22 protein-coding genes are annotated in these 24,849 nt (G+C 66.0%); 8 read left to right on the plus strand and 14 right to left on the minus strand.

Annotated elements, in window-relative coordinates; translation table 11 throughout:
• Position 1: 1 nt before the first annotated feature.
• Positions 2-595, plus strand: a complete 594-nt coding sequence (locus LMJ30_RS21145) for a 2-hydroxychromene-2-carboxylate isomerase (protein WP_229434562.1) — start codon at positions 2-4, stop codon at positions 593-595.
• A gap of 14 nt (positions 596-609) precedes the next feature.
• Here LMJ30_RS21145 and LMJ30_RS21150 read toward each other — a convergent pair whose 3' ends face one another.
• Positions 610-975, minus strand: coding sequence for a YbaN family protein (locus LMJ30_RS21150; RefSeq protein WP_229434563.1), 366 nt, complete (start codon positions 973-975; stop codon positions 610-612).
• A gap of 166 nt (positions 976-1,141) precedes the next feature.
• On the opposite strand from LMJ30_RS21150, the gene LMJ30_RS21155 reads away from it, so the two are divergent.
• On the plus strand, positions 1,142-1,849 hold the full coding sequence (locus LMJ30_RS21155; RefSeq protein ID WP_229434564.1) for a hypothetical protein: 708 nt from the start codon (positions 1,142-1,144) through the stop codon (positions 1,847-1,849).
• Between the two features lie 3 nt (positions 1,850-1,852).
• Here LMJ30_RS21155 and LMJ30_RS21160 read toward each other — a convergent pair whose 3' ends face one another.
• Positions 1,853-2,320, minus strand: coding sequence for a PRC-barrel domain-containing protein (locus LMJ30_RS21160; RefSeq protein WP_229434565.1), 468 nt, complete (start codon positions 2,318-2,320; stop codon positions 1,853-1,855).
• 223 nt (positions 2,321-2,543) lie between these two features.
• On the opposite strand from LMJ30_RS21160, the gene LMJ30_RS21165 reads away from it, so the two are divergent.
• Together LMJ30_RS21165 and LMJ30_RS21170 are read left to right on the plus strand one after the other, a co-directional pair.
• Complete coding sequence (locus LMJ30_RS21165) at positions 2,544-2,723, plus strand: DUF6726 family protein (protein ID WP_229434566.1); 180 nt, start codon at positions 2,544-2,546, stop codon at positions 2,721-2,723.
• A 52-nt stretch (positions 2,724-2,775) separates the two neighbouring features.
• On the plus strand, positions 2,776-3,393 hold the full coding sequence (locus LMJ30_RS21170; RefSeq protein ID WP_229434567.1) for an LON peptidase substrate-binding domain-containing protein: 618 nt from the start codon (positions 2,776-2,778) through the stop codon (positions 3,391-3,393).
• A 61-nt stretch (positions 3,394-3,454) separates the two neighbouring features.
• On the opposite strand, the gene LMJ30_RS21175 is transcribed toward LMJ30_RS21170, so the two are convergent.
• Both LMJ30_RS21175 and LMJ30_RS21180 read right to left on the minus strand, forming a co-directional pair.
• Positions 3,455-4,246 carry a hypothetical protein gene (locus LMJ30_RS21175; protein WP_229434568.1) on the minus strand — a complete coding sequence of 264 codons (792 nt, stop codon included), beginning with the start codon at positions 4,244-4,246 and terminating at the stop codon, positions 3,455-3,457.
• Positions 4,247-4,349: 103 nt separating this feature from the next.
• A complete protein-coding gene (locus LMJ30_RS21180) occupies positions 4,350-5,699 on the minus strand; it encodes a S8 family serine peptidase (protein ID WP_229434569.1) in 1,350 nt (449 codons plus the stop codon).
• A 94-nt stretch (positions 5,700-5,793) separates the two neighbouring features.
• Here LMJ30_RS21180 and LMJ30_RS21185 point away from each other — a divergent pair, with 94 nt between their 5' ends.
• Entirely contained in the window at positions 5,794-6,300 is a 507-nt protein-coding gene (locus tag LMJ30_RS21185; RefSeq protein WP_229434570.1) for an RNA polymerase sigma factor, read from the plus strand.
• On the plus strand, positions 6,297-7,034 hold the full coding sequence (locus LMJ30_RS21190) for an anti-sigma factor family protein (protein WP_229434571.1): 738 nt from the start codon (positions 6,297-6,299) through the stop codon (positions 7,032-7,034). The genes LMJ30_RS21185 and LMJ30_RS21190 overlap by 4 nt, the downstream gene beginning before the upstream one ends.
• Positions 7,035-7,164: 130 nt before the next feature.
• On the opposite strand, the gene LMJ30_RS21195 is transcribed toward LMJ30_RS21190, so the two are convergent.
• Positions 7,165-8,247, minus strand: coding sequence for an acyltransferase family protein (locus LMJ30_RS21195; protein ID WP_229434572.1), 1,083 nt, complete (start codon positions 8,245-8,247; stop codon positions 7,165-7,167).
• A 321-nt stretch (positions 8,248-8,568) separates the two neighbouring features.
• Between LMJ30_RS21195 and LMJ30_RS21200 the strand changes: the two genes are divergently transcribed.
• Positions 8,569-10,017, plus strand: coding sequence for a DEAD/DEAH box helicase (locus LMJ30_RS21200; RefSeq protein ID WP_229434573.1), 1,449 nt, complete (start codon positions 8,569-8,571; stop codon positions 10,015-10,017).
• 98 nt (positions 10,018-10,115) lie between these two features.
• Here the strand turns inward: LMJ30_RS21200 and LMJ30_RS21205 are convergent, their stop codons facing one another.
• Together LMJ30_RS21205 and LMJ30_RS21210 are read right to left on the minus strand one after the other, a co-directional pair.
• The gene (locus LMJ30_RS21205) at positions 10,116-12,203 is read right to left on the minus strand and encodes a DUF7024 domain-containing protein (protein ID WP_229434574.1); all 2,088 of its coding nucleotides are present in this window, start codon (positions 12,201-12,203) and stop codon (positions 10,116-10,118) included.
• Between the two features lie 4 nt (positions 12,204-12,207).
• Positions 12,208-14,109 carry a hypothetical protein gene (locus tag LMJ30_RS21210; RefSeq protein ID WP_229434575.1) on the minus strand — a complete coding sequence of 634 codons (1,902 nt, stop codon included), beginning with the start codon at positions 14,107-14,109 and terminating at the stop codon, positions 12,208-12,210.
• Positions 14,110-14,215: 106 nt separating this feature from the next.
• Between LMJ30_RS21210 and LMJ30_RS21215 the strand changes: the two genes are divergently transcribed.
• Positions 14,216-16,291 (plus strand): DUF7024 domain-containing protein, encoded by a 2,076-nt coding sequence (locus tag LMJ30_RS21215; RefSeq protein WP_229434576.1) that lies wholly within the window; start codon positions 14,216-14,218, stop codon positions 16,289-16,291.
• A 111-nt stretch (positions 16,292-16,402) separates the two neighbouring features.
• On the opposite strand, the gene LMJ30_RS21220 is transcribed toward LMJ30_RS21215, so the two are convergent.
• The 7 genes from LMJ30_RS21220 to LMJ30_RS21250 form a co-directional block, all read right to left on the minus strand.
• Entirely contained in the window at positions 16,403-16,744 is a 342-nt protein-coding gene (locus tag LMJ30_RS21220; RefSeq protein WP_229434577.1) for a DMT family transporter, read from the minus strand.
• Positions 16,745-16,755: 11 nt separating this feature from the next.
• Positions 16,756-18,189 carry a UbiA family prenyltransferase gene (locus tag LMJ30_RS21225; protein WP_229434578.1) on the minus strand — a complete coding sequence of 478 codons (1,434 nt, stop codon included), beginning with the start codon at positions 18,187-18,189 and terminating at the stop codon, positions 16,756-16,758.
• A 1-nt stretch (position 18,190) separates the two neighbouring features.
• On the minus strand, positions 18,191-18,568 hold the full coding sequence (locus LMJ30_RS21230) for a GtrA family protein (RefSeq protein WP_229434579.1): 378 nt from the start codon (positions 18,566-18,568) through the stop codon (positions 18,191-18,193).
• Positions 18,561-19,541: a glycosyltransferase family 2 protein gene (locus LMJ30_RS21235; protein WP_229434580.1), complete on the minus strand. Its 981-nt coding sequence runs from the start codon at positions 19,539-19,541 to the stop codon at positions 18,561-18,563. The genes LMJ30_RS21230 and LMJ30_RS21235 overlap by 8 nt, the downstream gene beginning before the upstream one ends.
• Before the next feature lie 171 nt (positions 19,542-19,712).
• On the minus strand, positions 19,713-22,574 hold the full coding sequence (locus LMJ30_RS21240) for a glycosyltransferase (RefSeq protein WP_229434581.1): 2,862 nt from the start codon (positions 22,572-22,574) through the stop codon (positions 19,713-19,715).
• 3 nt (positions 22,575-22,577) lie between these two features.
• Positions 22,578-23,819, minus strand: a complete 1,242-nt coding sequence (locus LMJ30_RS21245) for an FkbM family methyltransferase (protein ID WP_229434582.1) — start codon at positions 23,817-23,819, stop codon at positions 22,578-22,580.
• A complete protein-coding gene (locus LMJ30_RS21250) occupies positions 23,816-24,847 on the minus strand; it encodes an FkbM family methyltransferase (protein WP_229434583.1) in 1,032 nt (343 codons plus the stop codon). The genes LMJ30_RS21245 and LMJ30_RS21250 overlap by 4 nt, the downstream gene beginning before the upstream one ends.
• Positions 24,848-24,849: the final 2 nt, after the last annotated feature.

Genomic DNA, 24,849 nt, shown 5'->3' on the forward strand with positions numbered 1-24,849 from the left:
CATGGACATCGAAATCTGGTTCGACTTTGCCAGCAACTACAGCTACCTGAGCGTGATGCGGATCGAGGAGCTGGCGCGCGCGCGCGGCGTGCCGGTCGCATGGCGGCCGTTCCTGCTCGGGCCCGTGTTCAAATCGATCGGCATGGACAACTCGCCCTTCGTCACCCAGAAGCTGAAGGGCGCTTATGTCTGGACCGATATGGAACGCCAGTGCCGCAAGTACGCTCTGGGGTGGACCAGGCCGGCCAGCTTCCCGCGCCGCAGTATTTTGCCGGCACGGATAGCCACCCTGGCCGACGGACAGCCGTGGCAGGCCGAATTCATCCGCCGGGTGATGCGCCTGAATTTTGTGGATGACCACGACATCGAGGACAGCGCGGCGCTAAGCCAGATCCTCGATTCGCTCGGGCAGGATGGCCAGGCGATTCTGGCGGCAGCCGAGAGCGACGATGTCAAGCAAGCCTTGCGCGCACGCACCGCCCAAGCCCAGCAGCGTGGCGTGTTCGGCGCCCCGACCTTCTTTGTCGGCGACGAGATGTTTTGGGGGAACGACCGCCTCGACGATGCGCTGGACCTGGCGGCTGGCCAACGCTGATGCACTCGCCGCTATCAGGCGGTACGCAGGGTTGGGACGAACACGCACAGGTAAATCGTGACGCCGATGGCAATGCTGACCAGCAATGCGATCAGCGCCGTGCTGCCCACGCTGTACGCCGAGTAGCCGATCGACGCCCACAGCATCGCCAGCGCCACCACCTTGCCGCGCAGCGGAATGCCGCGTCCCTGTTCGTAGTTGCGGATGTATTCGCCGAACAGCCGGTTGCTCAGCAGCCAGTTGTGCAGCTTGGTCGAGCCGCGCGCAAAGCATGCCGACGCCAGCAATAAAAACGGCGTGGTCGGCAGCAGCGGAAGGAACATGCCGACGATAGCGAGCACGACGGCAATTCCGCCTATCAGGTTCAGCGCAAATTTCATGGGTCTTCAGGTCTGTCGCGGCGGAAAGGATTCCCGGGCGGGCTCAGCGGAATCGTATCACCGATCGCCAGCCGCGCGCAGCCAGTCGCGTTCTCATGTTTTTGCGATTTGTTCTAGAATCGAACCAGACAGAACATTGATCGATAGACAACTGAGGAGTGTGATCGTGGAGAGCGACCAAAACCGGCCTCAGGCAGATGGCGCCGGCCCTTCGGACCCAGGCCAGGCATTTGCGGCGGAACCAGACTTTTCGCGCTTCAAACCCGACGTCAGGGAATCGCTGTTGCCGCGCTGGCTGCAACTGTCGCTGTTGTGGATTCTTGGCCTTGGCGCCGCCGCCGCGCTCGTCATGGCGGGCATGTTCGTCACCCAGCAACGCAAGACCGACAAAACGCTGGAACTGCTGGCAGTCAGTTCGCGCAGCATGGATGTGCCGGTCGCGCCTGCGGTCGCGCCGATCGTTGAAAAGAAGCCGAGCGATATGGTCTTCCTGCCAGCCGCCGAGCAGGTCCAAGCTGCAAGCGCCGGCCGGACGAATGAGGCTGCGGGAAGCGCAGATCTCGCCGCTGTCAGTGCCAGCCCGGCGGCTCCAGCGGCTGTAGCGCGGCAGCGCACGTCGCCCGCAAAGGCTCCAGCGAAAGCGTCTCCAGCAAAGGCGAAACAGGGCGCCGTGAAGAAAAAGCCCAAGCCCAGGAAGTCGACAGCCCTCGCGCAGCGCGGTAAAACGCAGACCTGGCCACGCCGGCGCGGCGATTCCATTACCGAGCGCCTGAACGCCGCGGTCGCAGCCTGCCGCGCGCGCCCCCACGAACCGGGCGAATGTAACCTGCGCGCCTGCGACATCCTCGGCAGTTCCGACCCAGCCTGCCGCTAGGAATTACCGGCGCCGGTACTCAAACGGCGGCAAGGCTTTCAAGGCTTCCCGCGTTGCGCCCTGCAATACCAGGCGGCCTTCCTCGAGCCTGAGCTGCTCCATCGGGATGGCCACATCGTGCCGCTTGATGCCAAGGAAGCCGCCGACGCCAACAATCGCAAAGCTGGCGGCGTTCATCCTGGCGCCCGGGCTGGGGGTGATGATGATGTCGTCGACAACGCCGATTCGCTCTTTTTTCTCGTTGACGACGGCTTTTCGTAACAGGTCTTCCCTGACGCTCCACCCGGCGATGATGGCGTCCATTTCGATGACGGCCACGCCCAGTGCTGTCCGGCCGGCAACCGGCACCGCCGTGCTTGTCACCGGCGGTTGCGCCGTTTCGGTTGCCTGCGTTGCCTGTGCCATGGCGGCGCCTGCACATAACAGGCTGCCTGCGAGCACGAGCGCGGTCGCCTGGTTCAGAGAGTTCATCGAGTACCTCCTGTTTGAAGTAGGGGAGCAGGTCGATCATATCGACCAGCACCGGGCCGCACCGCAGCCGCTCCAAACCCTTTGACTTTGCTCAAGCGCCCCATCCGGCTGAGTGCGCCTGGATAGGCTGTTGCAGATAAACGTTTTGTTACCTCGAATTGCTTGTCGGCACTTGGCACGCCCTCATACAATCGAGCTTTCCGCATTCGGCTTAAAGGGCGTCATGAAAAATCGTTCCATTGTAAAAATTGCAGCAGTGCTCCTGCTTCCGGCCGTGCTCGGCGGTTGCGGCGTGCTGGCAGCGCCATGCCGGGTCGGCTCAGCCGTCATCAAGATGGTTCCGGTCGTCGGCCATGCCGCCGCCCTGCCTACGGATGCCTGCGCCGCGGTTATCGATCCTTGAAGCATGAAGGAATCGTGCGCTTGGGTTGTGCACGATTCTGTCATCATGGGGCATGGCTACTCTTTCCATCCCCCTGTTTCCGTTAGGCACAGTCCTTTTTCCGGACGGCGTGTTGCCGTTGCAGGTGTTCGAGGTGCGCTATCTCGACATGATGCGCAAGTGCATCGACAGCGGCAGTCCTTTCGGCGTCGTACTGCTGACGCACGGCACCGAAGTGCGCACGCCTGAAGGCGATGAGCAGTTCGAACAGGCCGGCACACTGGCTACTGTCCAGGAAACCCTCGAGGCGACGCCAGGCCTGCTCAAGGTAATGTGCCGTGGCGCGTCGCGCTTCCATATCGTGTCGAGCGAACGCCGGCCCAATGGTTTGTGGACAGCTGAAGTGGAGCTGCTCGAGAACGACCATGCCGTACCCATTCCCTCTGAACTGCAGGGCGCCGCTGACGCGCTGGACCGTGTGCTGGAATCGCTGGGAGATATTCCGGAAGACCGCTGGCCGCTGTTGCCGCCATTCCAGTTAGATGATTGCGGATGGGTGTCGAACCGCTGGTGCGACCTGCTGCCGCTTCCCGCATCGCAAAAGCAGATGCTGCTAACCCTCGACAATCCGCTGATCCGCCTCGAGCTGCTGCATGACATGCTCGACGAGCATGGCTTGATTACTTCCTGATTCCTGCGCCAATGCGCTGGCGAGGACCCGGCATCCCGGGCCCTCTGCCGCGCAAACTGGTTTAGTTCGAACCGCTGGCGTTGGCCGAACCGTTTCCACTTGCCGAGCCGCTTGCGCTTAGCGACGGCTGCACCTCAACCGAGTTCGCGCCATTGACGGCGGCCTGCTTGCTGCCGCGTACGGCGCTGCCTGCGGTCGCCGCGCTGGCGCTGGCGTAGTCGCGGGTATTGCGGGCTTGTTCGCGCGCACCTGCGGCAATCGGCTGCGCCACGTCGCGCATGCCCTGCGCCGCATTGCCCACCATGTTTGCGTTGCCGCTGGCATCGATCCCGACCGACGCATTGCCGTTGCCCGAACCGTTGGCCGCGCCCTGCGCGCCGCGCGCGGTGTCCATTGCCGCCGGGGCCGCCGGGGCCGCCTGGCTTGCGCTGTCCTTGCTGCCACGGAACCATCCGAACAGGCCGCCCGAACCGCTGCCGCTGGCCTTGCCTTCGGCCGCAACTTCTTTCGCCGCATTACCGGCCATGTCGGCGCCCGGCCTTGCGCCTGCCACCTTGCCTACCAGGCTGCCCGAGCCGCTGCCGCTTGCGTCGCCGCCAGCGTTAGCCGATTGACGCATCCGGCTGGTATCGAGTCCCTGGGTTGCGGAGCGGGCGCTGCCGATCAGCGAGCCCTGTCCGCCCATCGAGCCCATGCCGCCGGCCTGGCCGCCGAGGTTGCCGGCGCCGCCGATCATGCCGCCGACCGAACCGCCAAGCGCGCCGCCGCGGCCCAGCAGTTGCGCTTGGGCAGAGAAGGCCATGCCGATGGACAGGACGAGGACAGCTTGTTTGACGATGGTGACTGGTTTCATGTTGGTTCTCCTTGGAAGCGCCGCAGACAATCTGCAGCTGTTGAAAGGAAAACGTACGAGCTCAGCGGTTTATTCCATCGATTTGAAAATTTTTTTAAAAAATTTAGCGGAAGGCCGACGGATCGTTACGGAAAGCCATTCCAACCACCCCGTAACCGGTCTCGTTGCTGACCGTATTCGATGCGCCGCCGCCAGCCTGCTTTGCCAGCGCATCGATGGCCGACCTGGCGGCCGCGCCGGACGGTGCGGGGACGGAAGGCGCTAGCAGGGCCGCGACGATGGGCGCGGCGAACGAGGTGCCGCGCATGGTGCGGTACGGCGGGCGGCCGATCGCCGCGCTGACCATCTGGTTGCCGGGCGCGGCAAACATCACCTGCGGGCCGCGCGCCGCTTCCGGCAAGGTGCGCCCGCGCTTGTCGACGCCGGTGACGCCAACCACGCCGCGGTAGCTTGCCGGATACAGCGGCGGCGCGGCCGGCCCGTCATTGCCCACCGCAGCCACCAGCACATGCCCGCGTCGAACCATCGTCGCCACCACCCGCTCTAACAAGATATTAGGAGGCCCGACGAGGCTGATGTTGATGACGCCAACCTGTTCGCTGGCGAGCCACGCGAGCGCGCCGGCAATCTTGTCTGCTGAACCGCCCGTGGCGCTGTCGCAATAAATGTCGGCGGCATACAGCAGCGCGGACGGGACGACGCCGCGAAACTGTGCCGACTGGCCGACCATCAGCGCGGCGACCGCGGTGCCGTGCGGGGCGGGGTGAGCGGTTCCGCCGCAGCCCCAGCGCCGTATGTCTGCGTCGCGAAACACCGCGTGGCCGCCGTCGACGCCGCTGTCGATGAGGCCGACCCTCGCTGGCCTTGCCGGGTCCGGGCTGCCGCCAGTCTGGCGGGCCGGGCCTGCACCGGCTGTGCCGGCGTTTGCCCCAGCATCGAGTGGCAGCGTTGAGCTGCCTGTATAGATATGGTTAAAGTCATAGGACCCTTCCGGGTCGAGGGCGCGCAGTTTTTCCAGTTCGGCGGCCAGGTCGGCGCCGTCCGGAACGCGCAGCACCACCACCGCGCCGAGCGCGTCCAGCGCCTGTTCGCGTACCACCTCCATGCCTGCCTTGCGCGCCGCGGCCAGTCCCGCCGGGCTGGGCGCCCACGCCAGTATCTCGCGCCGCACCACCGGCTCGCCGCGCGGGTCGGCCTCAAGCACATCGCGGTGCTGGCGCAGCAGGCGCCCGATCTGGCCGAGGCGCAACTCGCCGAGGTTGACGAGGTCGGCCGAACCCAGCAGTCGTTCGCCGCGGCTGCGCAGCGCATTCGTGTCGAGCGGACCGAGGCGGTCGGGCAGGGGCAGGTTAAGCGACGGCACGCGCAGTTGCGCAGAAGCGCTGGTGCCGCCCAGCGCAAGAGTGAGTGCTAACGCAGCCGATGCCGCACGGAAGGGATAATTGGGCTTCATGGTCGGATGATAATATAGAGAAATCGGAAATCCTGACGAGTAAACGTTCGGGACAGGGAATAAAATCCCTAGCCGGATCGTTTACCTGCTATCCATGACTTTTACCGCCACATCGCTCCCTACCCAGATTGCCGCCTTGCTGCCGCGCCTGCGCCGTTTCGCCCGCACCATCACGTTCAATCGCGAGGATGCCGACGACCTGGTGCAGATCGCGGTGGAACGGGCGCTGAACCGCACTGACCAGTGGGAAGCGGGTACGCGGCTGGACAGCTGGATCTTCCGGATCATGAAAAATGCCTGGATTGATGAAGTCCGCTCACGTATCCGCCGCGACGCCGTATTCGCCCCCGAAGAAGCGGGCGAGCACGTCGGCGACGATTATGCCGAGGCCCACCAGCAGCGCATGGCGATCCAGAAAGCCATCAGCCTGCTGTCCGAGGACCACCGGATCGTGATCGGCCTGGTGCTGGTGGACGGGCTGCCCTACAAGGAGGCGGCGGAAGTGCTGGAAGTACCGATGGGGACCCTGACGAGCCGGTTGGCGCGCGCACGCGAAGCCCTGCAGGGTTTGTTATCCGATCAAGCGAGGAACGTATCATGAAGTTTTCCGACGAAACCCTGATGGCGTATGCCGATGGCGAACTCGACCCCGTCACCCGCAGCGCGGTCGAACGCGCCATCCGCGCCGACCCGACCCTGGCCGCCAAGGTCCGCCAGCACTCGGCCATGCGCTCGAACGTGTTTGCCGCGTTCGCGCCGATTGCCGATGAACCCGTGCCGCAGCGGCTGAAGGACGCAACCCGCTCCGGCAAGGTGATCCAGCTCAACACCGCGCGCGCCGCGCGCACCGAGTCGACGCAGGAAAAACGCCGCTGGTCATGGGCAGAGTGGGGCGGCATCGCGGCCGCGCTGATGGTCGGCGTGCTGGTGGGCGGGGCTGGGGTCAGCGGCCTGCAGGACCAGCCGCAGCTGGCGGCCACATCGGGCGGCGCCTTGCTGGCGCAGGGCGACCTGGCAGAGGCCTTGTCGACCCAGCTGGCCGGCGCCTCGCCGCAGGATGCGAAGGTGAAGATCGGCGTCAGTTTCGAGGCCAAAGATGGCGGCTACTGCCGCAGCTTCATGATGGGCGCGGCGGCCGGGCTGGCCTGCCGCAACGGGGCCGAATGGAAGGTGCCGGTAATGGCGCAGGCCGCCCAGGGCCCGGCGGGCGAGTACCGCCAGGCCGGCAGTACGATGCCGCCAATGGTGCTCGACGCCATCGACGAAAGGATGTCCGGCCAAACGATGGACGCCAAGGCGGAGGAAGCCGCCCGCGCCCGGGGCTGGAAACGCTAAGCAGCCCTGAACGCGAACTCACAAAACCAACGTCGTCCCTGCGAAGGCAGGGACCCATATCACCTCAGCTCATACGGTGCATGGGTTCCTGCCTTCGCAGGAACGACGTCCGGTCAACGCCTTCGTGTGGCTAGCGCTTCAGCCTGCGCCTGACCGCCGCCATCGCCGGCCGTTCCACGACATGCCAGCTCAGCACCGCCAGCGGCAGGATCACCGCCAGCGACGCCGTCAGCAACGCCAGCGCATCCACCGGCGGCAGCGCCGCCCGCATCATCAACAGCACCGGCCAGTGATAGATATACACGCCATACGAATAATCATGGCGCCGCAGGTGCGCAAATTTCTCCACCCGTGCCGTGCCCAGCCACAACGCCACGGCGCCCATCGCCAGCGCGATGCCGAACCAGGTCAGCGGGCTGGGCGTCAGCGCTTCCGAGCGGGTCCAGTTCAAGGCGATCAGCACCGCCGCGCACGCAACGTGGCGCAGGCCGATACGCAGGTTGGGCGCCAGCGTCTGCAGCAGCATCCCGGTCAGGAACAGCGACCACATCCGCACTTCCCAGATATAGCCCGACAGCACGGTCGGAAACAGGTTGGCGGCCAGCAGCAGGAAGATCGCCGCGCCGCGCATCCAGGTGCGCATCGGCATCGCCGCCGACAGGCCGATCAGCGCGACCATCACATACATCCGGCCTTCCCAGTACAAGGTCCACAGCGGGCCGTTGATGTACTGCCCGCCCAGCACGCCCGGGATCGCCAGTTCCTCCGGCGGGATGTTGTACTGCAGCCAGTGCAGCACCGTATTGCCGAAGATATAGCGCCACGGCTCCACGCCCAGCAAGCCGCGCCAGCCCTGTTCCGAGAAAAACGCCACCGCGGTGATCACGGTGACCAGCATGCAGAAGAGCAGCCCCGGCACGATGCGCGCCACCCGGCGCAGCGCAAAGCGCAGCAGGTGCGGGTCACGCATCCAGCTTTGCGTAATGAACATGCCGCTGATAATGAAGAAGATGCCCACCGCGATGTTGCCCAGGTCGGCATTGGGCACTGTCAGCGCGCTGATCGGGTCGGGCCGCGGCGCGACCAGGTTCATCTGGAAAGCGTGGAAGACCACCACCAGCAGCGCGCAGGCCAGCCGGACGAGGTTGAAGCCGTTATCGTGGGAATCGATCGCGTTGCCGAGGGTACGCGGAACCTTGAGCTTGAATGACATAAGGATGGAGACAGCAGCCTGGACAGCAAAACGGGCAGTGTAAACCAAGTTATCCTTAAAGCAATGGTTCTTTCAAAATACACGATTCGATATACAGTTGATGGGAATTAGGGTATCGTTTAGGGCGCTGCTATTGTATCTACGTCCGAGCGCCTGCCCAGCTGGCGCGATCGTGGCACTACGCAAGCCGGCCCCCGGCCCGTCATTTGGCGGCGGCCAGGTCCCCGCCCATTCTGGAGTTCCCCACGTTGGCCTTCATCCAGGGCAGTGCCCGCCGCATTGCCGGACGCAGAGCACATTCATCAATCGCACAAGAGAGCTATGTCTGAAACACCGATTACCGTAGAACCCGATAGCGCGCCGACCGTGCGCTTTGCCGATTTCGGCCTGTCGCCGGAGATCCTGCGCGCGCTGTCCGACCAGGGTTACGTCCACCCGACCCCGATCCAGGCCGAAGCGATTCCCGTGGTGCTGCAAGGCCGCGACGTGATGGGCGCGGCCCAGACCGGCACCGGCAAGACGGCTGGCTTCTCGCTGCCGATCATCCAGCTGCTGCTGGCGCACGCCAGTCCGAGCATGTCGCCGGCGCGCCACCCGGTGCGCGCGCTGATCCTGACCCCGACCCGCGAACTGGCGGTGCAGGTGGCGGAAAACGTCAAGGCCTACGCCCGCCACACGCCGCTGCGTTCGACCGTCGTCTTCGGCGGCATGGACATGAAGCCGCAGACCGTCATCCTGCGCAACGGCGTCGAGATCGTCATCGCCACGCCGGGCCGCCTGCTGGACCACGTCGAACAGAAGAACGTCAGCCTCGGCCAGGTCCAGATCCTGGTCATGGACGAAGCCGACCGCATGCTCGACATGGGCTTCCTGCCCGACCTGCAGCGCATCATCAACATGCTGCCGAAGCAGCGCCAGAACCTGATGTTCTCGGCCACCTTCTCGACCGAAATCAAAAAGCTGGCCAACAGCTTCCTGACCAACCCGGTGACCATCGAAGTCGCGCGCAGCAATGCGACCGCCGACAAGGTCACCCAGGTGGTCTACAAGGTCGACGAAGACGCCAAGCGTGATGTGGTCGAACACCTGATCCGCCAGCGCAACCTGAAGCAGGTCATCGTGTTCTCGAACACCAAGATCGGCGCCTCGCGCCTGGCGCGCCACCTGGAGCAGGCCGGCATCAATGCCGTCGCGATCCACGGCGACAAGACGCAGCAGGAACGCATGGCGGCGCTCGATTCGTTCAAGAAGGGCGAGATCGAAGTGCTGGTCGCCACCGACGTCGCCGCGCGCGGCCTCGATATCACCGACCTGCCTTGCGTGATCAACTTCGACCTGCCGTACAACGCGGAAGACTACGTGCACCGCATCGGCCGTACCGGCCGCGCCGGCGCGTCGGGCGATGCGCTGTCGGTGTACTCGGACAAGGACGAGCGCCTGCTGGCCGATATCGAAAAGCTGATCAAGCAAACCGTCACGCGCGGCACGCTGGAAGGCTTTGCGCCACGTTCTGCGCGTCCATCGCGCGACGCCGCGCCGGAGCGCCGTGCACGCCGCGAACCGGAAGGCGCAGGACGTTCTTCGTCCGAGCGTCCGGCCGGCCGTTCGAGCGGGCCAATGCCGCGCCGCGAAAAGGTCGATCCATGGTTCCTGAAGCCGTACGAGCCAGCGGCAGCGCCTGAGCCGGTCAAGGCGGCCACGCCATCGTCCTCGTCGATCAAGCCGGCCAAGCAGAAGCTGGCCGCGCTGTTGGGCGGCATCCCCAAGTAAGCCACTGTCGTTCCCGCTCATGCGGGAACCCATGGCCCGCCTGAGCCGCAAGTGAAGCATAGGCTCCCGCTTTCGCGGGAGCGACGGAGTTGCTTGCGTCAGTCTGCCGGCGTTCCGATTTCCACCCGTTCCAGTCCCAGTCCAATCCGGCGCGTATCGCCCGACCATCCCAGCTCTTTTGGCGACACCGCTTGCGGCACGTCGATCGTCACGGTCTTCTGCAGGCCATCCGTATCGAACTGCAGGAAAATCTCATGGCGCAGCGGCGCCAGCTTCACGCGCTGTTCCGCGCCGCCCACGCGCACCACGAAATCCTTGCCCACATTCGGGCCGAACGCCTGCATCGTCAGGAACAGGTTGAGGCGCTTCGGCAGCGGCTGCGCGAAATGCAGGCGCACCTGGTCGTCGTTGGACCAGCGCCCCCAGCCTTCGGGCCCGGCCAGGCCGTCGGCGCCGGCCAGCAGGCCATTGCCGAACGGTGCGGACAGCTTCGCCTCGCCCAGCGCGCGGTTGTTCGACGGCGCAGCCACCAGCGCGAACTGCGCATTCTTGAATACAGTGGCCACGCCCGCCGGCAGCTTGTAATCGCCAACCACCAGCAGCCAGCTCTTGCGGCCCGGGAGCGAATAGGGTGCGATCTCCCAGCCGGCCGGCAGCACCATGGTGTCGGCCTGGGGCGCATCCACATGGAAGCGCGCGCGCAGCAGTTCGCCCAGGTTGTCGCCGGCGATGCGCACGCCGTTGCGCTGCTCTTGCGTCAGGTGCTCGCGCGCGTAGCGTCCCGCATTGTCGTAGGCGTTCGCCTGGCGGTACTGCGACATCCAGGTGGAAAACGTCATTTCGCCATTCACGATATATAGCGGCATGAACACCAGCAGGAAGGCCAGGCTACCGAGCCGGCGGCTCATCGCCCACAGCGCCAGCACCGCGATTTCAACCGCCAGCACCATGGTCGCCATCGAGCCGGGCTTGCCCAGGCCAAGCGCCACGATCTCCGGACCGTCCGCCACCAGGAACAGGTAGGAAGCGGGCAGCGCCGCGCTGGCGTACACGATGGCTGCGGCAAGCAGCGCCGCCAGCACCCACGGCAGCGCCGCGCGCGAAGGACGCCAGCTGCCCGCGCTGTGCGCCGCGGCGATCATCACGGGCAGGATGAGTGCGAACGTGTAGTAGCGCGCGTGCAGGCGCTTGCCGTCGAACGGGCCGAAGCTGGCGGTCGACGCAGTGTAGAACACGGTCAGCGCCAGCGCCGCGCCCAGCATCAGCACCGTGTAGACCATCAGGGCGCTGGCCTGCGGTCCGGCGGCCGCGCGCGCGTTGCGGCTGGCGCCGTGCCACGCCAGCGCGGCCAGCGGCAGCGCGAACAAGAGCACCAGCGACATCAGGTGTCCCTGGAGGCTGAACCAGGCTGCGGGAAGCAAGGTTAGCAAGGTGGCGCCGGCGCTGACGCCCTCGCTGGCCTGGTTGCCATAGAAGCTGCCCAGCACCTGGAGCCCGTCCTTGCCGACAAAGAGGAAGCCGGCGATGAACTTGGCGGCGAAAACCGCCGCCACGCTCAACACGGCAGCGGCCACGCCGCGTCCCAGGCCCGCGCCATCGCGGCTATGGTTCCAGCCCAGCCAGGCCATGAACAGCGCCAGCGACGGCGCCAGGAACAGCGCGTGCACCTTCACCAGTGTCATCAGGCCGAGCACCGCGCCGGCAGCCGTAGCACGCGCCGCCCAATGCATCCGGTCCTGGGCAAGGGCCAGCCAGGTCAGTACCGCAAATCCAAAGAAGTACATCGACTCCGGCATGAAGTAGCCGGTGTAGGTGCTGGTCGGCGCGGCGACGCACAGCACCGCCGCCAGCATCGCTACCGGTTTCGGCGCAACCGTCCGCGTAGCGAGGTAGATGAACGGCGCGGAACCGACGAAGAACAGCAGGTTGAGGTAGCGCGCACAGGACAGGAACGCATCGCCGCAGGCATTTGTCAGGCCGTAGGCCGACAGGTACAGGTAAGACGGAATCGTTACGTCCTCCAGCCGCACCAGCCGGGCGAAATGGCTGTAGATCTGCTCATCGGCGAACACCGATGGGTAGGTGCCGGCATGGCGCGCAGCGATGTACGCGAACACCAGCAGCAGGGCGAGGCCGAATCCGGTCTCCCAAAGCCGGTTGCGTAGCAGTGCAGTTAATCTTTTCATCTGGTCAGCGCAGGGTTATCTGGCGGAGGAACAAGGCCATCTCGCGCGCGTCGGCCGCGCTGGGCTTGCGCGGCGCTTCGTGGGCCAGCTCGATGCGGATGTCGCCCGCCACCCCCGCCGGAAGCGCCAGGCGCTGCGGCTTCGCCAGGTCGTGCCATCCGAGGTCGACCCCGTTGATGCTGACACGAGTGCGCGCATTGCCCTCGAAATAATGGCCGAGGATGAGCACCGTCGCCGGCTTCATTCCCATCGCTGGCCTGATCACGGCAACCGAACGCGGGCCGTGCGACCAGGCGCCGTTCCAGTCGCCGCCATTCGCCTCCGCGCCGCCCCATCCTGACACCAGGGCGACGCCGGCGCCGGCCCTGATCTGCTCGTACTGGAACGACTGCTGCGGCATGCCTTGCGAGATGCAACGTACCTGTCCATCGATATAGCGCCAGTGGCGCGCGGTGTAGGTGATGTCGTTATCCGGCGCCAGCTGGCCATCGACCCCGCACAGCCGCTGTTCGACGCCGGGGTGGACGCCGTGGTACAGGGTCTGCACGGGTGCGCCAGCGCTGGTGCGCAGGTGGATCTGGTCGGGGTAGATGTAGTTGTCGTGGCGTCCCAGGCGCTCGGCGAAGATTTCCGGCTCCGGGTGGTACATGCGCGGCGCATGCTGCATCACCCACTTTGCGGGCGGGCTGAACTCGATATAGTCGTAGCTGCGCGCGCTGAGCATGGCGATGCTTTGCACGAGTACGACGAACAGGATCACCCATGCCGGCCAGCGTGGCCGGTGCGACAGCCGCAGCAGGAACACGAACAGCAAAGGCATCGCGGCCCAGAACGCGTAGCGCATCACGCCGGCGGCGCCCGAGTTCCAGTTCAATACCGCCAGCGCCGGCACCGCCAGCGCCAGCGTGAACAGGGCGGCGGCGCCAAGTATCAGCAGCTCGCGGCGCGGCCCGGCCGGATGTGCGCGCCAGCCCCATGCCAGCAGTGCGATGGCCAGGCCGGGGATGCCGACGATCATGCCCTGACTGAGGTCGAAATAGAACGAGAACAGGCGCGCCCGGCCAATCAGGCCGGGGTCGGAGAACAGCTTGGCGATGATGTTCGGGACGCCGAACTGGTACAGGTTGAACAGCATCGGCAGCGCAAACACCGCCACGCCCGCTGCGATACCGAGCAGGTAGCGGCGCTGCAGCACGTGCATCAGGTTGGCGCGCAGGCTGCGGCGCGCATCGTAGTCGAGCAGCAGGTGCAGCAGCGGCGCAAAGCCGAAGAACACCAGGATGGTCGGATTCTGCTGTGCGGCCAGGCCGGCCAGCACGGCGCCGGCAAGCGGCGCGCCGCTCATGTACAGGGCGAGGCCTGCGAGAAGGAAGGCGGCGCTCAGGCATTCGGGGCTGGACCAGTTGAAGTACAGGCCCCCGCCGCACAGCATGAACAACCCGACGCCGAACAAGGCTTTGCCGGGCGAGCGGAACAGGCGGTTCAGCGCCAGCCCGAGGATGAAGATCGCGGCCAGATTCACGGCCTGGAGGGCCTTGAGCGGCGACGCGCCGACGGCGCCCAGCAGCTTGAACGGGCCCGCGGCCAGCGCCGGATAACCCCAGAAGTGGATCGCGTAGACCTTGCCCTCGCGTCCCCGGGTGAAGGCCGCGTACAGCTGTTGCGCGTTCTCGCGCATGCCTTTTTCAAGCAGGTCGTACGGCTCTTTCAGGCGGGGCAGCAGCTCGCGCCCGCGCGCAATGTCCTCCAGCCTTATGTCGGCCGTTCCATGCGATGCGATCGCGATGGTGGTCAGCGAATACTCGACCACGTCGCCACCCATGCGGGGCGGCGTCACTGCAAACAGGCCGGCCAGCATGAGTGCCAGCAGCAGGTGGAAGTGCCACGCGCGTGAAAAGAGTTTCATTAAGAATTTGGCAAAATTGCAGAACCGGGAGTGTACTGCATTGACCGTCGCCAGTGCGCAGATGTTGCCTGTTGGTATAGAATCCACGATCGATTCGAGGAACCTTATGACAGCACGCTGGCCGGACACGAAAATCACCCAATGGATAGGCCGTTACGCGCTGCCGCTGGGGCTTGCCGCCGTGTTCTTGCAGCTGGTCTGGCGCAATGCCGGTTTGTACCCGATGGTGTTTGCCGACGAGTGGCTGTACAGCAGCGCCGCGCGCCTGCTGCCATTCGACAAGTCGATCCTGCCTTCCTACCTGTTCCTCGGCGTGTACCGCCTGACCAATGCCTGCGGCCCCGGTTTCCTCGATTGCGCGCGCATCCTCAATGCCGCGCTGCTGGTGGCCGCGGCCCCCTTCATCTACCTGACCGCGCGCACCGTCTGCGGCCGCGCCAGCGCCACCGTGCTGGCGCTGGCCGCCGTGCTCGCGCCAATCAGCTCGTTCACGACCTACTTCATGCCCGAGACGATGTATTTCCTCGTCTTCTGCGTATTTGCCTGGGTGGCGCTGGCGCGTGCATCGCTGCCGCCGCTGCACTACGGGCTGGCCACCGGCGCGGTGCTCGGCCTGATGAGCGGCATCAAGGTGCACGCCTTGTTCCTGCTGCCGGCGCACCTGGCCTTCATGCTCTACCTGTGCCTCGCCCGCCACCGCAACGACGGCTGGCTGCGGCGCGCGCTGACGATGATGGTGATGGCCGCCGTCGCCATGGTGGCGGTCAGGCTGGCGATCGGCTACGCGGTGGCCGGCCGCGCGGGCCTGAACCTGCTCGGTAATTTCTACGGCGCCCATGCGACCAACAGCGCATCGAACCTGGACTCGCTGCTGCGCATCCTGCCGGCCGCGCTGGTGAGCCTGAAAGGGCACATGCTGGCGCTGGCGCTGCTGATGTCCCTGCCGCTGGCCACGCTGGTGCTGCACCTTGTCGATGCGCGCACCCGCGCGCAAGCCAGCCCGCAGCAGCGCGCGCTCCAGGTCTTCGGGGTATTGATGCTGTGCGCGGCCGGTGCGCTGACCGTGATGTTCACCGCCAGTATCGCGTCGGCCGGTCCGCTCGAAGGCGTGCGGCTGCACCAGCGCTACTACGACTTCACTTTTCCGCTACTGCTGCTGATCGCCGCGGCCCCGCTGGCGCTGCCGGCCGCGCGCCAGGGCCTGCTGCTGCGCGCCGTGGCGGCATTGCCGCTGGCCGCGCTGGTGCTGTACGCCGCGCGCGTGCTGCCGGCCGAGTACTCGATTGGCCTGGTCGACTCGCCCGAACTGGCCGTGCTCAAGGAGTTTCCCCAGCTGCTGAACCTGACCGCCGGCTTGGCCGTGCTGACGCTGGCTGTGTGGACCTTGCAGCGCAGGGCCGGCATTTTGCTGTTCGTGTTCTTCGCCTTGCCGCTCACTGCGCTGAACGCCTACCGTAGCGTGGGCGCCATCCAGGCGCGTTCACAGGCACCCAATGACTACGACAAGGCGGCCATGATGACGCGCCATTACCTCGACCGCCAGCAAACCAGCAAGCTGACGGTGGCGGGCGAGGGCGCCGGGCTGACCCGCGCGCTGTTCCACATCGATAACCCGGACACCCTGACGCACGACCTGCTTCCAGGCGTGCCGTTCGCGCGCGAAGACCTTGCTCCCGGGCGCGACTGGGTCCTGATCGTGGGCGACCATCCGCTGCCGGCCGACATCAAGCCCGAAGTGCAGACCGCCGAATTCGCGCTGGTCAAGGTCAAGGTGGATCACAAGCCGCTGGCGAAAATTGAATTTGCGCGCCCCGACCGCAGCCTGCTGGCAAAGACCGAAGGCCTGGCCAATCCCGAGGCGTGGGGCGTGTGGTCGGATGGCCCGCTGGTGCGCCTGCACTTTGCCAGGCCGCTGCCGCAAAAGCTCAACATCCTGCTGCGGGCCAATGCCTTCCCGCCGAATGCGGACCAGGAGTTTGTGCTGGTGGTCGGCGGCCAGCGCAGGCCGTTCCGCTTGTCGGGCACTGCGCAGGACCGCTTCTTCCAGTTCGACACCGATGGCGCGCAGCAGCTGGTGACCATCGAGATTCCCAAGCCGGTGGCCCCGCGTTCCCTCGGCTACGGAACGGACGACCGCCTGCTCGGCATCGCCTTCACCAGCCTGGAATTAGGTACTCGCTAGGCACTATCCAAGTCATTCCCGCGAAGGCGGGAATCTATAGCCCAGCTGCGCTTGGATGCTATGGGTTCCCGCCTTCGCGGGAACGACGATTGGCGGGAACGACGATTGTGCCTAGCGCGACAGCGCAAATGCGCCGAGCGCGATCAGCACCATGCCCGCGACCTTGCTGATGGTGAGCGGCTCGTCGAGGGCCGCGATGCCCAGCGCGGCCACCATCGCCATCGCAATGCCTGTCATCACCGGGTAGGCCAGGCTCATGTCGAGCTTTTGCAGCGCCACGGAATAGCAGACGAAGCCGAGCGCGTAGGTGGCGCCGGCGCCGCCAAGGAAGGCGAGGCGCACCAGGTTCCAGTCGGCCCCGTGGTTATTCGACAGCTTGATCAAGAAGGTGGCCATTGCGCTTGCAAGCGCCGCCAGTGCGCACCACAGGTAGCCGGTCATGGCTGGAGTCATTGGGTCTCTTTCTAGAATGCCGCGGCGGTGGCCAGCGCCAGGCATAGCGCCAATACGGCCAGGCTGACCTTGTCGCGGCTGACATACAGGACCGGGTCTTCATTGACCTGGCCGCGGTAGGCCAGCGTCCACAGGCGCCCCAGCCAGAACACCAGCAGCGGCACGATCCCGGCCAGCCAGGCCGGGGTTTCATATTGCAGCAGCGCGTTCTGCGACTCCACGTACAGGATGAAGATCAGCACCGACACGAAGGCGCTGTTGATGCCCATGATGCCGACCGGTCCCTTGTCGGCGGTGGTGTAGCCGCGCCCGGCCGTCTTGTGCTTGCCCTGCTGCTCGAGGTTGTATAGCTCGCTGAAGCGCTTGAGCAGGGCCAGGCTGAGGAAGATAAAGAACGAGAACGCCAGCAGCCAGAACGACGGTTCGATACCGGTGGCGGCGCTGCCGCCGAGGATGCGCATGCTGTACAGGATCGCCAGCGTGACGATATCGATCATCAGGATGCGCTTCAGATACAGCGAGTAGCACAAGGTGGCCGCGAAATACAGGAACACCGCCGCCAGCAGCAGCGGATTGAAGGTGGCGCACAGCAGCAGCGCGGTGGCCGCCAGCAGCGGGCTGGCGACCATCGCGACTGAGATTGGCAAGGTGCCGGCCGCGATCGGGCGGGTGCGCTTGGTCGCATGCAGGCGGTCGTCGGTGGCGTCGAGCGCATCGTTGAGCAGGTAGGCGCTGGACGCGCATAGCGAAAACGCCACGAAGGCCAGCAGCGAATCGAGCGCCGCCACGGCGGTAATCTCGTGCGCGGCCAGCATTGGCACGAACACCAGCAAATTCTTCAACCACTGGCGCGGCCGCATCGCCTTGACCAGGGCCATGCCCCAGCCGCCGCGCACGGCGCCCATCTGCTCGGTCGAACGGCCGTCGCCGAGGTGGAAGGGCCGCTGGGTCACCGAGTAGGCGGCGCGGCTTTTCAGCCAGACGGCGCGGTCGGCGTTGGCGTTGCCGACATAGTCGAAGCCCTTGTCGCCGTAGATGCTGGCCAGGTGGCGCGCCTTGTTGTGCGATGTCAGGTTGATGCCGTCGCCGGTCGCGTGGACGTGGTCGAACAGCCCGAGGTGCGCGGCGATGCTGTCGGCGAAGCGGCGTTCGGACCCGGTGGCCAGCACCAGGATGCGGCCCTGGCTGCGCTCGGCCGCCAGCATGGCCAGCAAGGTCTGGTCGTAGGGCAGGGCGGCCGGGTCAAGGATGACGGCGTGCGCCAGCTTCTGCTTGAAGCCCGCCTTGCCGGACAATAGCCAGAACGGCAGGCGCCACAGCTCAAGGAAGCGGGTGCGGATGAACAGCAGCAGCGCTTCCCACAGCAGGTCGGAATGAATCAGCGTGCCGTCAAGGTCGACCACCAGGGGCGGCGCGGCTTCGCGTTCGAGATTGTCCTGGTCCACGTTATTTGAATATCCAGTGTTTGCCGAGAATGAAGCCGTTGATGGCCACCAGCGGCAGCGACAGCAGCTTGCCGACGACCGCCAGCCCAAGCAGGTGCACCGACAAGGCCACGCAGGCCAGCGTGAACAGGTAGTTCATCGCCACCACCGCGAGGTAGCGGCCCATGCTGCGTCCCGACGGCGGTGCCGTGAAGGTGACGGTGGCATGGTAGCCGTAATTGAAAACCAGTCCTGCGATGAAGCCGACCGAGGTCGCGGTGACGTAATCGACGCCGCTGTGGATCAGGAACTGCATCAGGCCGACATCGATCAGCGCGCTCGCCACGCCGCCGGCCAGGTACAGCAGGAACTGGCGCTGGCGCGACAGCAGTTCACGCATGCTTGGTGCGCGACCAGATGGTCTTGTGGATCGGCCGGCGCGGCACCGAGGCGATGTCGTAGGCGAGGAAGGCGAGTATCAGCTGCACGCCCATCAGCACCGGCAGCGCGGCCGCCATGACGGTGCCTGCCGGGGTGGTCGTGCCCAAGCGCGCCGAATGCAGCCAGGCGTTGAGGCCATACACGGTGCCGAATGCCAGCATGGCGCCGCCCAGCGGCAGCTCGATGGAGGCCAGCGACATGTTGCGCAGGTAGTAGTTGTAGAACACCCGCTTGAAGAAATTGCGGAAGTGCTTGGCCACGAATTCGGTGACGATGCGCGAGATCTTCAGGTTACTCACTTCATCGCCGTACACAGCGTCCATCGGCACGTCCACCACCACCGCGTGCAGGGTGTTCAGGCGGAACAGCATGTCGGTCTCGAAGAAGTAGCGCCGGCTGATTTTCTCGAACGGCAGGTGGCGCGCGGCGTCGGCATGGATCGCCGTGAAGCCGTTGGTCGGATCGAAAATGTCCCAGTAGCCCGATGACACCTTGCTCATCAGGGACAGCACCGCATTGCCGAACAGGCGCAGCGGCGGCATGGTGCGCAGCTGTTCCAGGTCGTAGAAGCGGTTGCCCTTGGAGTAGTCGGCTTCGCCGGCCAGGATCGGCACGATGAAATTCGGGATCAGGCGCGGGTCCATCTGGCCGTCGCCGTCGACCTTGACGATCACCGCCGCGCCGGCCGCGATGGCGGCCTGGTAGCCGGTCATCACCGCGCCGCCGACACCCTGGTTCTTCTCATGTTCCAGCACCACCACGCGCGGGTCGGCGCAATTTTCGCGCACGAAGGCGCCCGACTTGTCCGGGCAGCAGTCGTCGACCACGTAGATGTGCGTGACTTCCGGACCAATCGCGCCGATCACGCCAAGGATATGGCGGGTAACCCGATAGGACGGAATGACGACGGCGATGGAATCGTTCGGATACATGAAAATGAATCTAGGTTAAAAGATTGGCAAGCAGCATGGTAGCGTAGTGCGGGGCAACGGTCACGCGTTTCACGCAAATATCGGCGCGTACCCGTCGTTCCCGCGGAGGCGGGAACCCATAGCGCAGGTGTATCGCCAGGAAATTGGATTCCCGCCTGCGCGGGAACGGCGTCAGGCGCCCGGCACCACCTTGTACCACTGCTGCTTTTCCACCGCATTTAACACCTGGCCGGCGCTGTCGCTCCAGGTCAGCCAGGTCATGCCGGTCGACTGGGGCGCCTTGCCCTCGGCGTTCAGCACCAGCCATTTGGCGACCGAATCGGACAAATCGTGCGGCGCCAGTCCCTCGAAGTACCAGGCATGGTCGCCGGCCACCTCGCGGAACACCGGCAGGCTGCGCGCGATGATCGGGATGTTGTGCTGGGCCGCTTCGATCAGCGGCAGGCCGAAGCCTTCGCCCTCGGACGGCGCCAGCAGGGCGGCCGAACTGGCGTACAGCTTGAGCAGCATCTCGTCGGAGGCGCCCGGAAGCCAGAACAGGCGGCGTCCGCTCTCCGGGCTTTTGGCAATCCGCTCGACCAGCTTGTCGACCATCCAGCCTTGTTTGCCCACGATGACCAGGTTGATCTGCGATCCCTGCTTCCACAGCAGCTCGAACGCCGCCAGCGCCTGCGCGTGGCCCTTGCGCGGCTCCACGGTGCCGACCATCAGGAAGCTCGGGCGCGAACGCACCGCTTCCAGGATCTGCCCGGCGTCGTCCGGCAGGCCGAAGCTCGGCGCGCTGGCGTCGATGTCTGCGCCCAGGTGGAAGTAGCCGATGTTCAGCGGGCCCGGACGTTTGGCCGGCTGGCGTGCGATCCAGTCAATCAGTTCGTCCGCCACCGCGCGCGAGATGCACAGCAGGCCGTCCGATACCCGGGTCACGGTACGCAGGAACTCGCCGAAGTACTGCTCGGTCCCATACGGGAACACGTCCGGGCGCAGCACCGGCAGCAGGTCGTATACGACGAAGTAGACCTGCACCCCATGGTCGCGCATCGACTGCAGCAGCGGCGCGTTTTGCGAGGTGCCGGTGGTGAACAGGTCGAGGCCGAGGAAGATGTCGCCCGGACGCACTTCGATCGGCGCGTCTTCCAGCGCCAGCGCGCCTTCGCCCGTTTCGCCGACCATGGCAAGCGTGAACTGTCGCGCGTACTGGTAGCTGCGGTTGCCGCCATGCGAAAACACCGGCTCGATGCGGTAGCCAGGCGGCGGGTCGGCGATCAGCGCCAGCAAGATGCTGCGCACGACGCGCTGGATGCCGGTCTTGATGTCGGTCTGGACCACTGCCGATACGTCCACCAGCAGCTGGCGCGGCGCGGTCGGGGGCTGGTTGAATGCGATCGCCTTTGCCATCTGGGTCAGGCCGGCCTCGGTCGGTTCATGGCCCGGCATGTTGGCGAGCGTATCGACCAGCCTGCGGTAGTGGCCATGCCGGCTGTGCGCGGCAAAGTGTTCGATGGCGTCGGCAAACTGGGCGCCCACCTTGGCCGGCGCGTGGTGCTCGCGCATGTGCGCCAGCGCGCGCGTCGAATAGGTCTTGCGCAGGGTAGCGTCCTGGTGCAGCAGCGCCAGCGCGCCGGCCAGCTCGTCGCGGGCGAATTCGTCCGGGATCTTGAGCAGCAGCGCATCGCTGATCGATGCGGTCGAACCGTGCGCGTTGACGATGGTCGGGGCGCCGTACAGCAGGCAGTCGAGCACCGCGGCCGAGGTTTCGCCGCGGGTGGCGCCGCGCAGCTGCACCGCGATGTCGCAGGCAGCCAGGTAGTCTGCGTATTCGTTCGCGCTGACAAAGCCGGTGATGCGGATGCGGTCCGACGCCACGCTGCCAGCGATCTTTTTCGCCAGCGCTTCGCCATATGGGCCGGCGTCGTTTTCGCCGACGAACAGCAGGCGGCAGCGCGGATCGGAAACCAGCGCGGAGCTCAGGTAAGCGTCCAGCAGCTCCTCGTTTTTCTTGGTGCGGCCCAGCATGCCGAAGGTGCAGACGATGAACTCGTCGGCGCCGATGCCGAGGCGCGCGCGCGCCGCGCTGCGGGCGTCGTCGGCGTGGATGCCTTCCGGCTTGCCGCGCAGCAGGGGAATGGTGCGCCAGCCTTCGGCGGCGCCGGCTCCGTACCACTGCTCGGCGAGCTGGCGCGAGAAGTCCGAGTGGACGATGACGCCGGCGGCGTTATCGAGCACGCCTTTATTGACCGGATGCTTCCAGATCGACGGATTGCGGCCGATCGCGCGGTGCTCCAGCAGGCCGGTGTAGCCGTGCGATTCATACAGCGCCTGGGTGTAGGCCTGCGGCAGGTAGCCTTCGCGGTCCAGGTTGTCGAGGATTCCGGAGAAAAAGAAGTCATGCAGCACCACGATGCCCGGGTGGCGGCGGATCAGCTCAAACATGTGCTGGTGCGCGTGCGAGTTGCCGAAGTGGTAGAGCACGCGCTCGAAGCCGCCCGCATTCTGTTCGAACCAGGCCACGTCGCGCATCTGGAATTTGCCGTTCAGGCGCGCGTCGTCCACCACCGGTTGGTCGGTCACCAGGGTGATGTCGTAGAAGCGCGCCAGTTCGACGATCAGTTCCGCGCTGTAGTCGGCGATGCCCGATTTGGCCGGCGGCAGCGGCGAAATGTAGGCCAGCTTCTGGCCCTTGGCCTGCGCCTTCGGCTGCGCGGCGGCGGCGTCGACCAGGCGCTGCAGTTCATTGGCCGGGTCTTCGTCGCGCGGGGTGTAGACCACGTCGGCGCCCAGCGCGGCAAAGAAGTTTTCGCGAATCAGTTCGGCGCCGCCGGTTTGCGCAGGCGGCAGTTCGTACACGCGGATGCGCTCGGGCGGCAGCAGGCCGGCAAAAGCCAGGCGCAGCGATTCGATCGAGGATGGGTGGAGGCTCGACAGCGCGATCCACGCTTCGTGCGGGGCGCACTGGCGCACCAGGTCCTGGACGCGCGCGAGCGACGCTGGCGCGATGCCGGCCTGGCAGCATTGGAGGTCAAAAACGAGACGCATGGCTTATTTCACTTCTGGGTTACGGCGGGCGCGCTGCAGGTCGGCCAGGACTTTCCGGGCCGACGCCGGCAAGGTGGGCGCGTGGCCCGGGCCCTGCTTGATGGCATTGAGCGTGCGCGATACCTTGGTGGCCTGCTCCGGGAAGCGCAGCAGCAGGGGGATGAACAGGCGGCGGACACGCTCGTTGCGGGTCAGGCGGGTGAGGATGCGGCGCGCCAGCGCAGCGGCGCGCGCCTTGTACGGCACCGCGCGCATGCGGTGCACCAGCGTGCCGGCCATGCGCAGCGGCCGGGTGACGCGCCACGAGGTGCTGGCCAGCGTCGCCAGCAGGCGCTGTTCAAGGTCGCGGCCCCACGCTTCGGCGCGCGCGTGTTCGGCGGCCACGTGCTCGATGTGCTGCTGTAAGGCGGCGCTGTGGGCCAGGGCGTCCTGGGCGCGCTGGTACTCGCGGTCGCCGCGTTTCTCGGCTTCCCAGCGGTTGGCGTCAGCCCGCGCGACCCGGTCCTCGGCCAGCACGATGGCCGATTCGGCGCGCGCAGTGGCGCGCCAGGCCTCGTCGAGGTGGCGGGTGATGTAGTCGTCGAACACGTTCGGCTGGATCGACAGCACCTGCGCCAGTTCGGCGTGTTCTTCCGCCACGTAGTAGCGGTTCAAGCCATCGAAATGGGCGTAGCGATAGCGCCGGCTGGTGACCAGCGCTTCCCAGGTTTCGTGGTTGGTGACGCGGCTGTTCGGCATGGTTGCCTCGATCACCAGCACCCACGGGCGCCAGCGTTCGAAGTCCATGCCGCGCAATACCTCGCCCTCGAAACCTTCGACGTCGACCTTCAGGAAGTGGATGTCGCCCTTGACGTAGTTGGCGCAGACGCCGGCCAGCGTGCGGACCGGCACCGTCAGTTCCGCCACCTCGAAGCCGCCGGCGCGGTGCGCATCGGCTACGGCGCGGTCGGGCGAGGCCCAGCCGTTCACCGAGGGGACGTCGAACAAGGTCAGGCTGCCGTCGCTGGCGCCGGCGGCGATGGCCAGGTTGATGTCGCGCGGGCGCTGCTGTTCGAACTGCTGGTGGAAGGCCGGCAGCGGCTCGATGTTGATGCCGCTCCAGCCGGCGTCGTAGAACGCCTTGGTGACCGAGTGGTCGACCGGGTCGTTGGCGCCGACGTCGATGTAAAAGCCGTGCTTGATGTGGCCGAGCGCGCGCCACAGCAGCACGTCTTCCAGGTTCTGGGCGTAGCTGATGAAACTCATTGCGTACCTCCGAAAATCGTCGCTGCACTGGTGCGGGCGGCGAGGAATTCGGCCAGCGAGGGCTTGTCGTAGACGAACTGCGCGATCAGGACCTGGGCCAGCAGGCCGTGTTCGTCGGCCACCAGCTCCGGGCGCTTGAAGAACACAGCGTCGCCCCAGCCGAGCCGGTCGCGCGAGGTGCTGCCCGAGGCGCAGTGGTAAGGATAGTGCGTGGCGGAGCTGAAGTCGACAAAGTAGAAGCCGTGCTGGCGCAGCAGCGTCTCGACCTCGGAGAACAGCGCCTGTCCCTGGTAGATTTCGGCGAACGATACTTCGCAGTGAACCACGTTGGTGCGCGACAGCAGGGCGCCTGCGTGGCGCAGCGCCGGCAGCTCGAAGCCCTGGATGTCGAGCTTGAGGAAGTCGACATAAGGGGTATCGGCCAGCACCGCATCGAGCGTGCTGGTGGCTACCTGTTCGGTGCTGACGGTGGCCAGGTTGCTCAGGTCGACCAGGTCGGCCGTGAGCGCGCGGTTCAGCGGCAGCAGCGACGAGGTGGCGTCGAAGTTATTGATGTGGAAGGTATGCGTGCCGCCGTCGCCGATAAAGGTCGGGTACAGCGTGATGCGCGGATTGCGCCGCTGGCTCTCGTCGCGCTTGTCGGCCAGCGGCTCGAAACCGATGATGCGGTTCGGCAGGCCGTGCGCGTCGAGCGCGGCGTACACGTGCTGCTCGCCTTCGAGCTCCTGCGCGCCGACGTCGACGATGGCCAGCGGGCGCGCGTGCAGCACCTCGGCGGCATGGGCCGCCAGTGCCGCGCGCACCGCATCGCGCCGTGCAAGGGGGGCGCTGAGCGCCTTGAATTCATCGCTCTGGGTCAGCGCGTTGAGCACCGCCCCGGCGTCGCCGCCGGCGAGGATCACGCCGCTCCAGTAGTCGAGGCCAGCCGGTTCGGGGTCGCGCGCCAGCAGGCCGCGGTACAGGCCGCGCACGATGTGCTGCGCTTGCGCCAGCACGACCGGATCACGCTGTGTCGGTGTTTGGTTCATAG

This window comes from Massilia agrisoli (assembly GCF_020831365.1).
GTDB lineage: Bacteria > Pseudomonadota > Gammaproteobacteria > Burkholderiales > Burkholderiaceae_D > Telluria_A > Telluria_A agrisoli.

What these genes read in the sequence shown, in the direction of transcription:
- LMJ30_RS21145 (WP_229434562.1), top strand. Translation starts at nt 2, where the DNA reads ATGGACATCGAAATCTGGTTCGACTTTGCCAGCAACTACAGCTACCTG.
- LMJ30_RS21150 (WP_229434563.1), bottom strand. Translation starts at nt 975, where the DNA reads ATGAAATTTGCGCTGAACCTGATAGGCGGAATTGCCGTCGTGCTCGCT.
- LMJ30_RS21160 (WP_229434565.1), bottom strand. Translation starts at nt 2,320, where the DNA reads ATGAACTCTCTGAACCAGGCGACCGCGCTCGTGCTCGCAGGCAGCCTG.
- LMJ30_RS21165 (WP_229434566.1), top strand. Translation starts at nt 2,544, where the DNA reads ATGAAAAATCGTTCCATTGTAAAAATTGCAGCAGTGCTCCTGCTTCCG.
- LMJ30_RS21170 (WP_229434567.1), top strand. Translation starts at nt 2,776, where the DNA reads ATGGCTACTCTTTCCATCCCCCTGTTTCCGTTAGGCACAGTCCTTTTT.
- LMJ30_RS21175 (WP_229434568.1), bottom strand. Translation starts at nt 4,246, where the DNA reads ATGAAACCAGTCACCATCGTCAAACAAGCTGTCCTCGTCCTGTCCATC.
- LMJ30_RS21180 (WP_229434569.1), bottom strand. Translation starts at nt 5,699, where the DNA reads ATGAAGCCCAATTATCCCTTCCGTGCGGCATCGGCTGCGTTAGCACTC.
- LMJ30_RS21185 (WP_229434570.1), top strand. Translation starts at nt 5,794, where the DNA reads ATGACTTTTACCGCCACATCGCTCCCTACCCAGATTGCCGCCTTGCTG.
- LMJ30_RS21190 (WP_229434571.1), top strand. Translation starts at nt 6,297, where the DNA reads ATGAAGTTTTCCGACGAAACCCTGATGGCGTATGCCGATGGCGAACTC.
- LMJ30_RS21195 (WP_229434572.1), bottom strand. Translation starts at nt 8,247, where the DNA reads ATGTCATTCAAGCTCAAGGTTCCGCGTACCCTCGGCAACGCGATCGAT.
- LMJ30_RS21200 (WP_229434573.1), top strand. Translation starts at nt 8,569, where the DNA reads ATGTCTGAAACACCGATTACCGTAGAACCCGATAGCGCGCCGACCGTG.
- LMJ30_RS21205 (WP_229434574.1), bottom strand. Translation starts at nt 12,203, where the DNA reads ATGAAAAGATTAACTGCACTGCTACGCAACCGGCTTTGGGAGACCGGA.
- LMJ30_RS21210 (WP_229434575.1), bottom strand. Translation starts at nt 14,109, where the DNA reads ATGAAACTCTTTTCACGCGCGTGGCACTTCCACCTGCTGCTGGCACTC.
- LMJ30_RS21215 (WP_229434576.1), top strand. Translation starts at nt 14,216, where the DNA reads ATGACAGCACGCTGGCCGGACACGAAAATCACCCAATGGATAGGCCGT.
- LMJ30_RS21220 (WP_229434577.1), bottom strand. Translation starts at nt 16,744, where the DNA reads ATGACTCCAGCCATGACCGGCTACCTGTGGTGCGCACTGGCGGCGCTT.
- LMJ30_RS21230 (WP_229434579.1), bottom strand. Translation starts at nt 18,568, where the DNA reads ATGCGTGAACTGCTGTCGCGCCAGCGCCAGTTCCTGCTGTACCTGGCC.
- LMJ30_RS21235 (WP_229434580.1), bottom strand. Translation starts at nt 19,541, where the DNA reads ATGTATCCGAACGATTCCATCGCCGTCGTCATTCCGTCCTATCGGGTT.
- LMJ30_RS21240 (WP_229434581.1), bottom strand. Translation starts at nt 22,574, where the DNA reads ATGCGTCTCGTTTTTGACCTCCAATGCTGCCAGGCCGGCATCGCGCCA.
- LMJ30_RS21245 (WP_229434582.1), bottom strand. Translation starts at nt 23,819, where the DNA reads ATGAGTTTCATCAGCTACGCCCAGAACCTGGAAGACGTGCTGCTGTGG.
- LMJ30_RS21250 (WP_229434583.1), bottom strand. Translation starts at nt 24,847, where the DNA reads ATGAACCAAACACCGACACAGCGTGATCCGGTCGTGCTGGCGCAAGCG.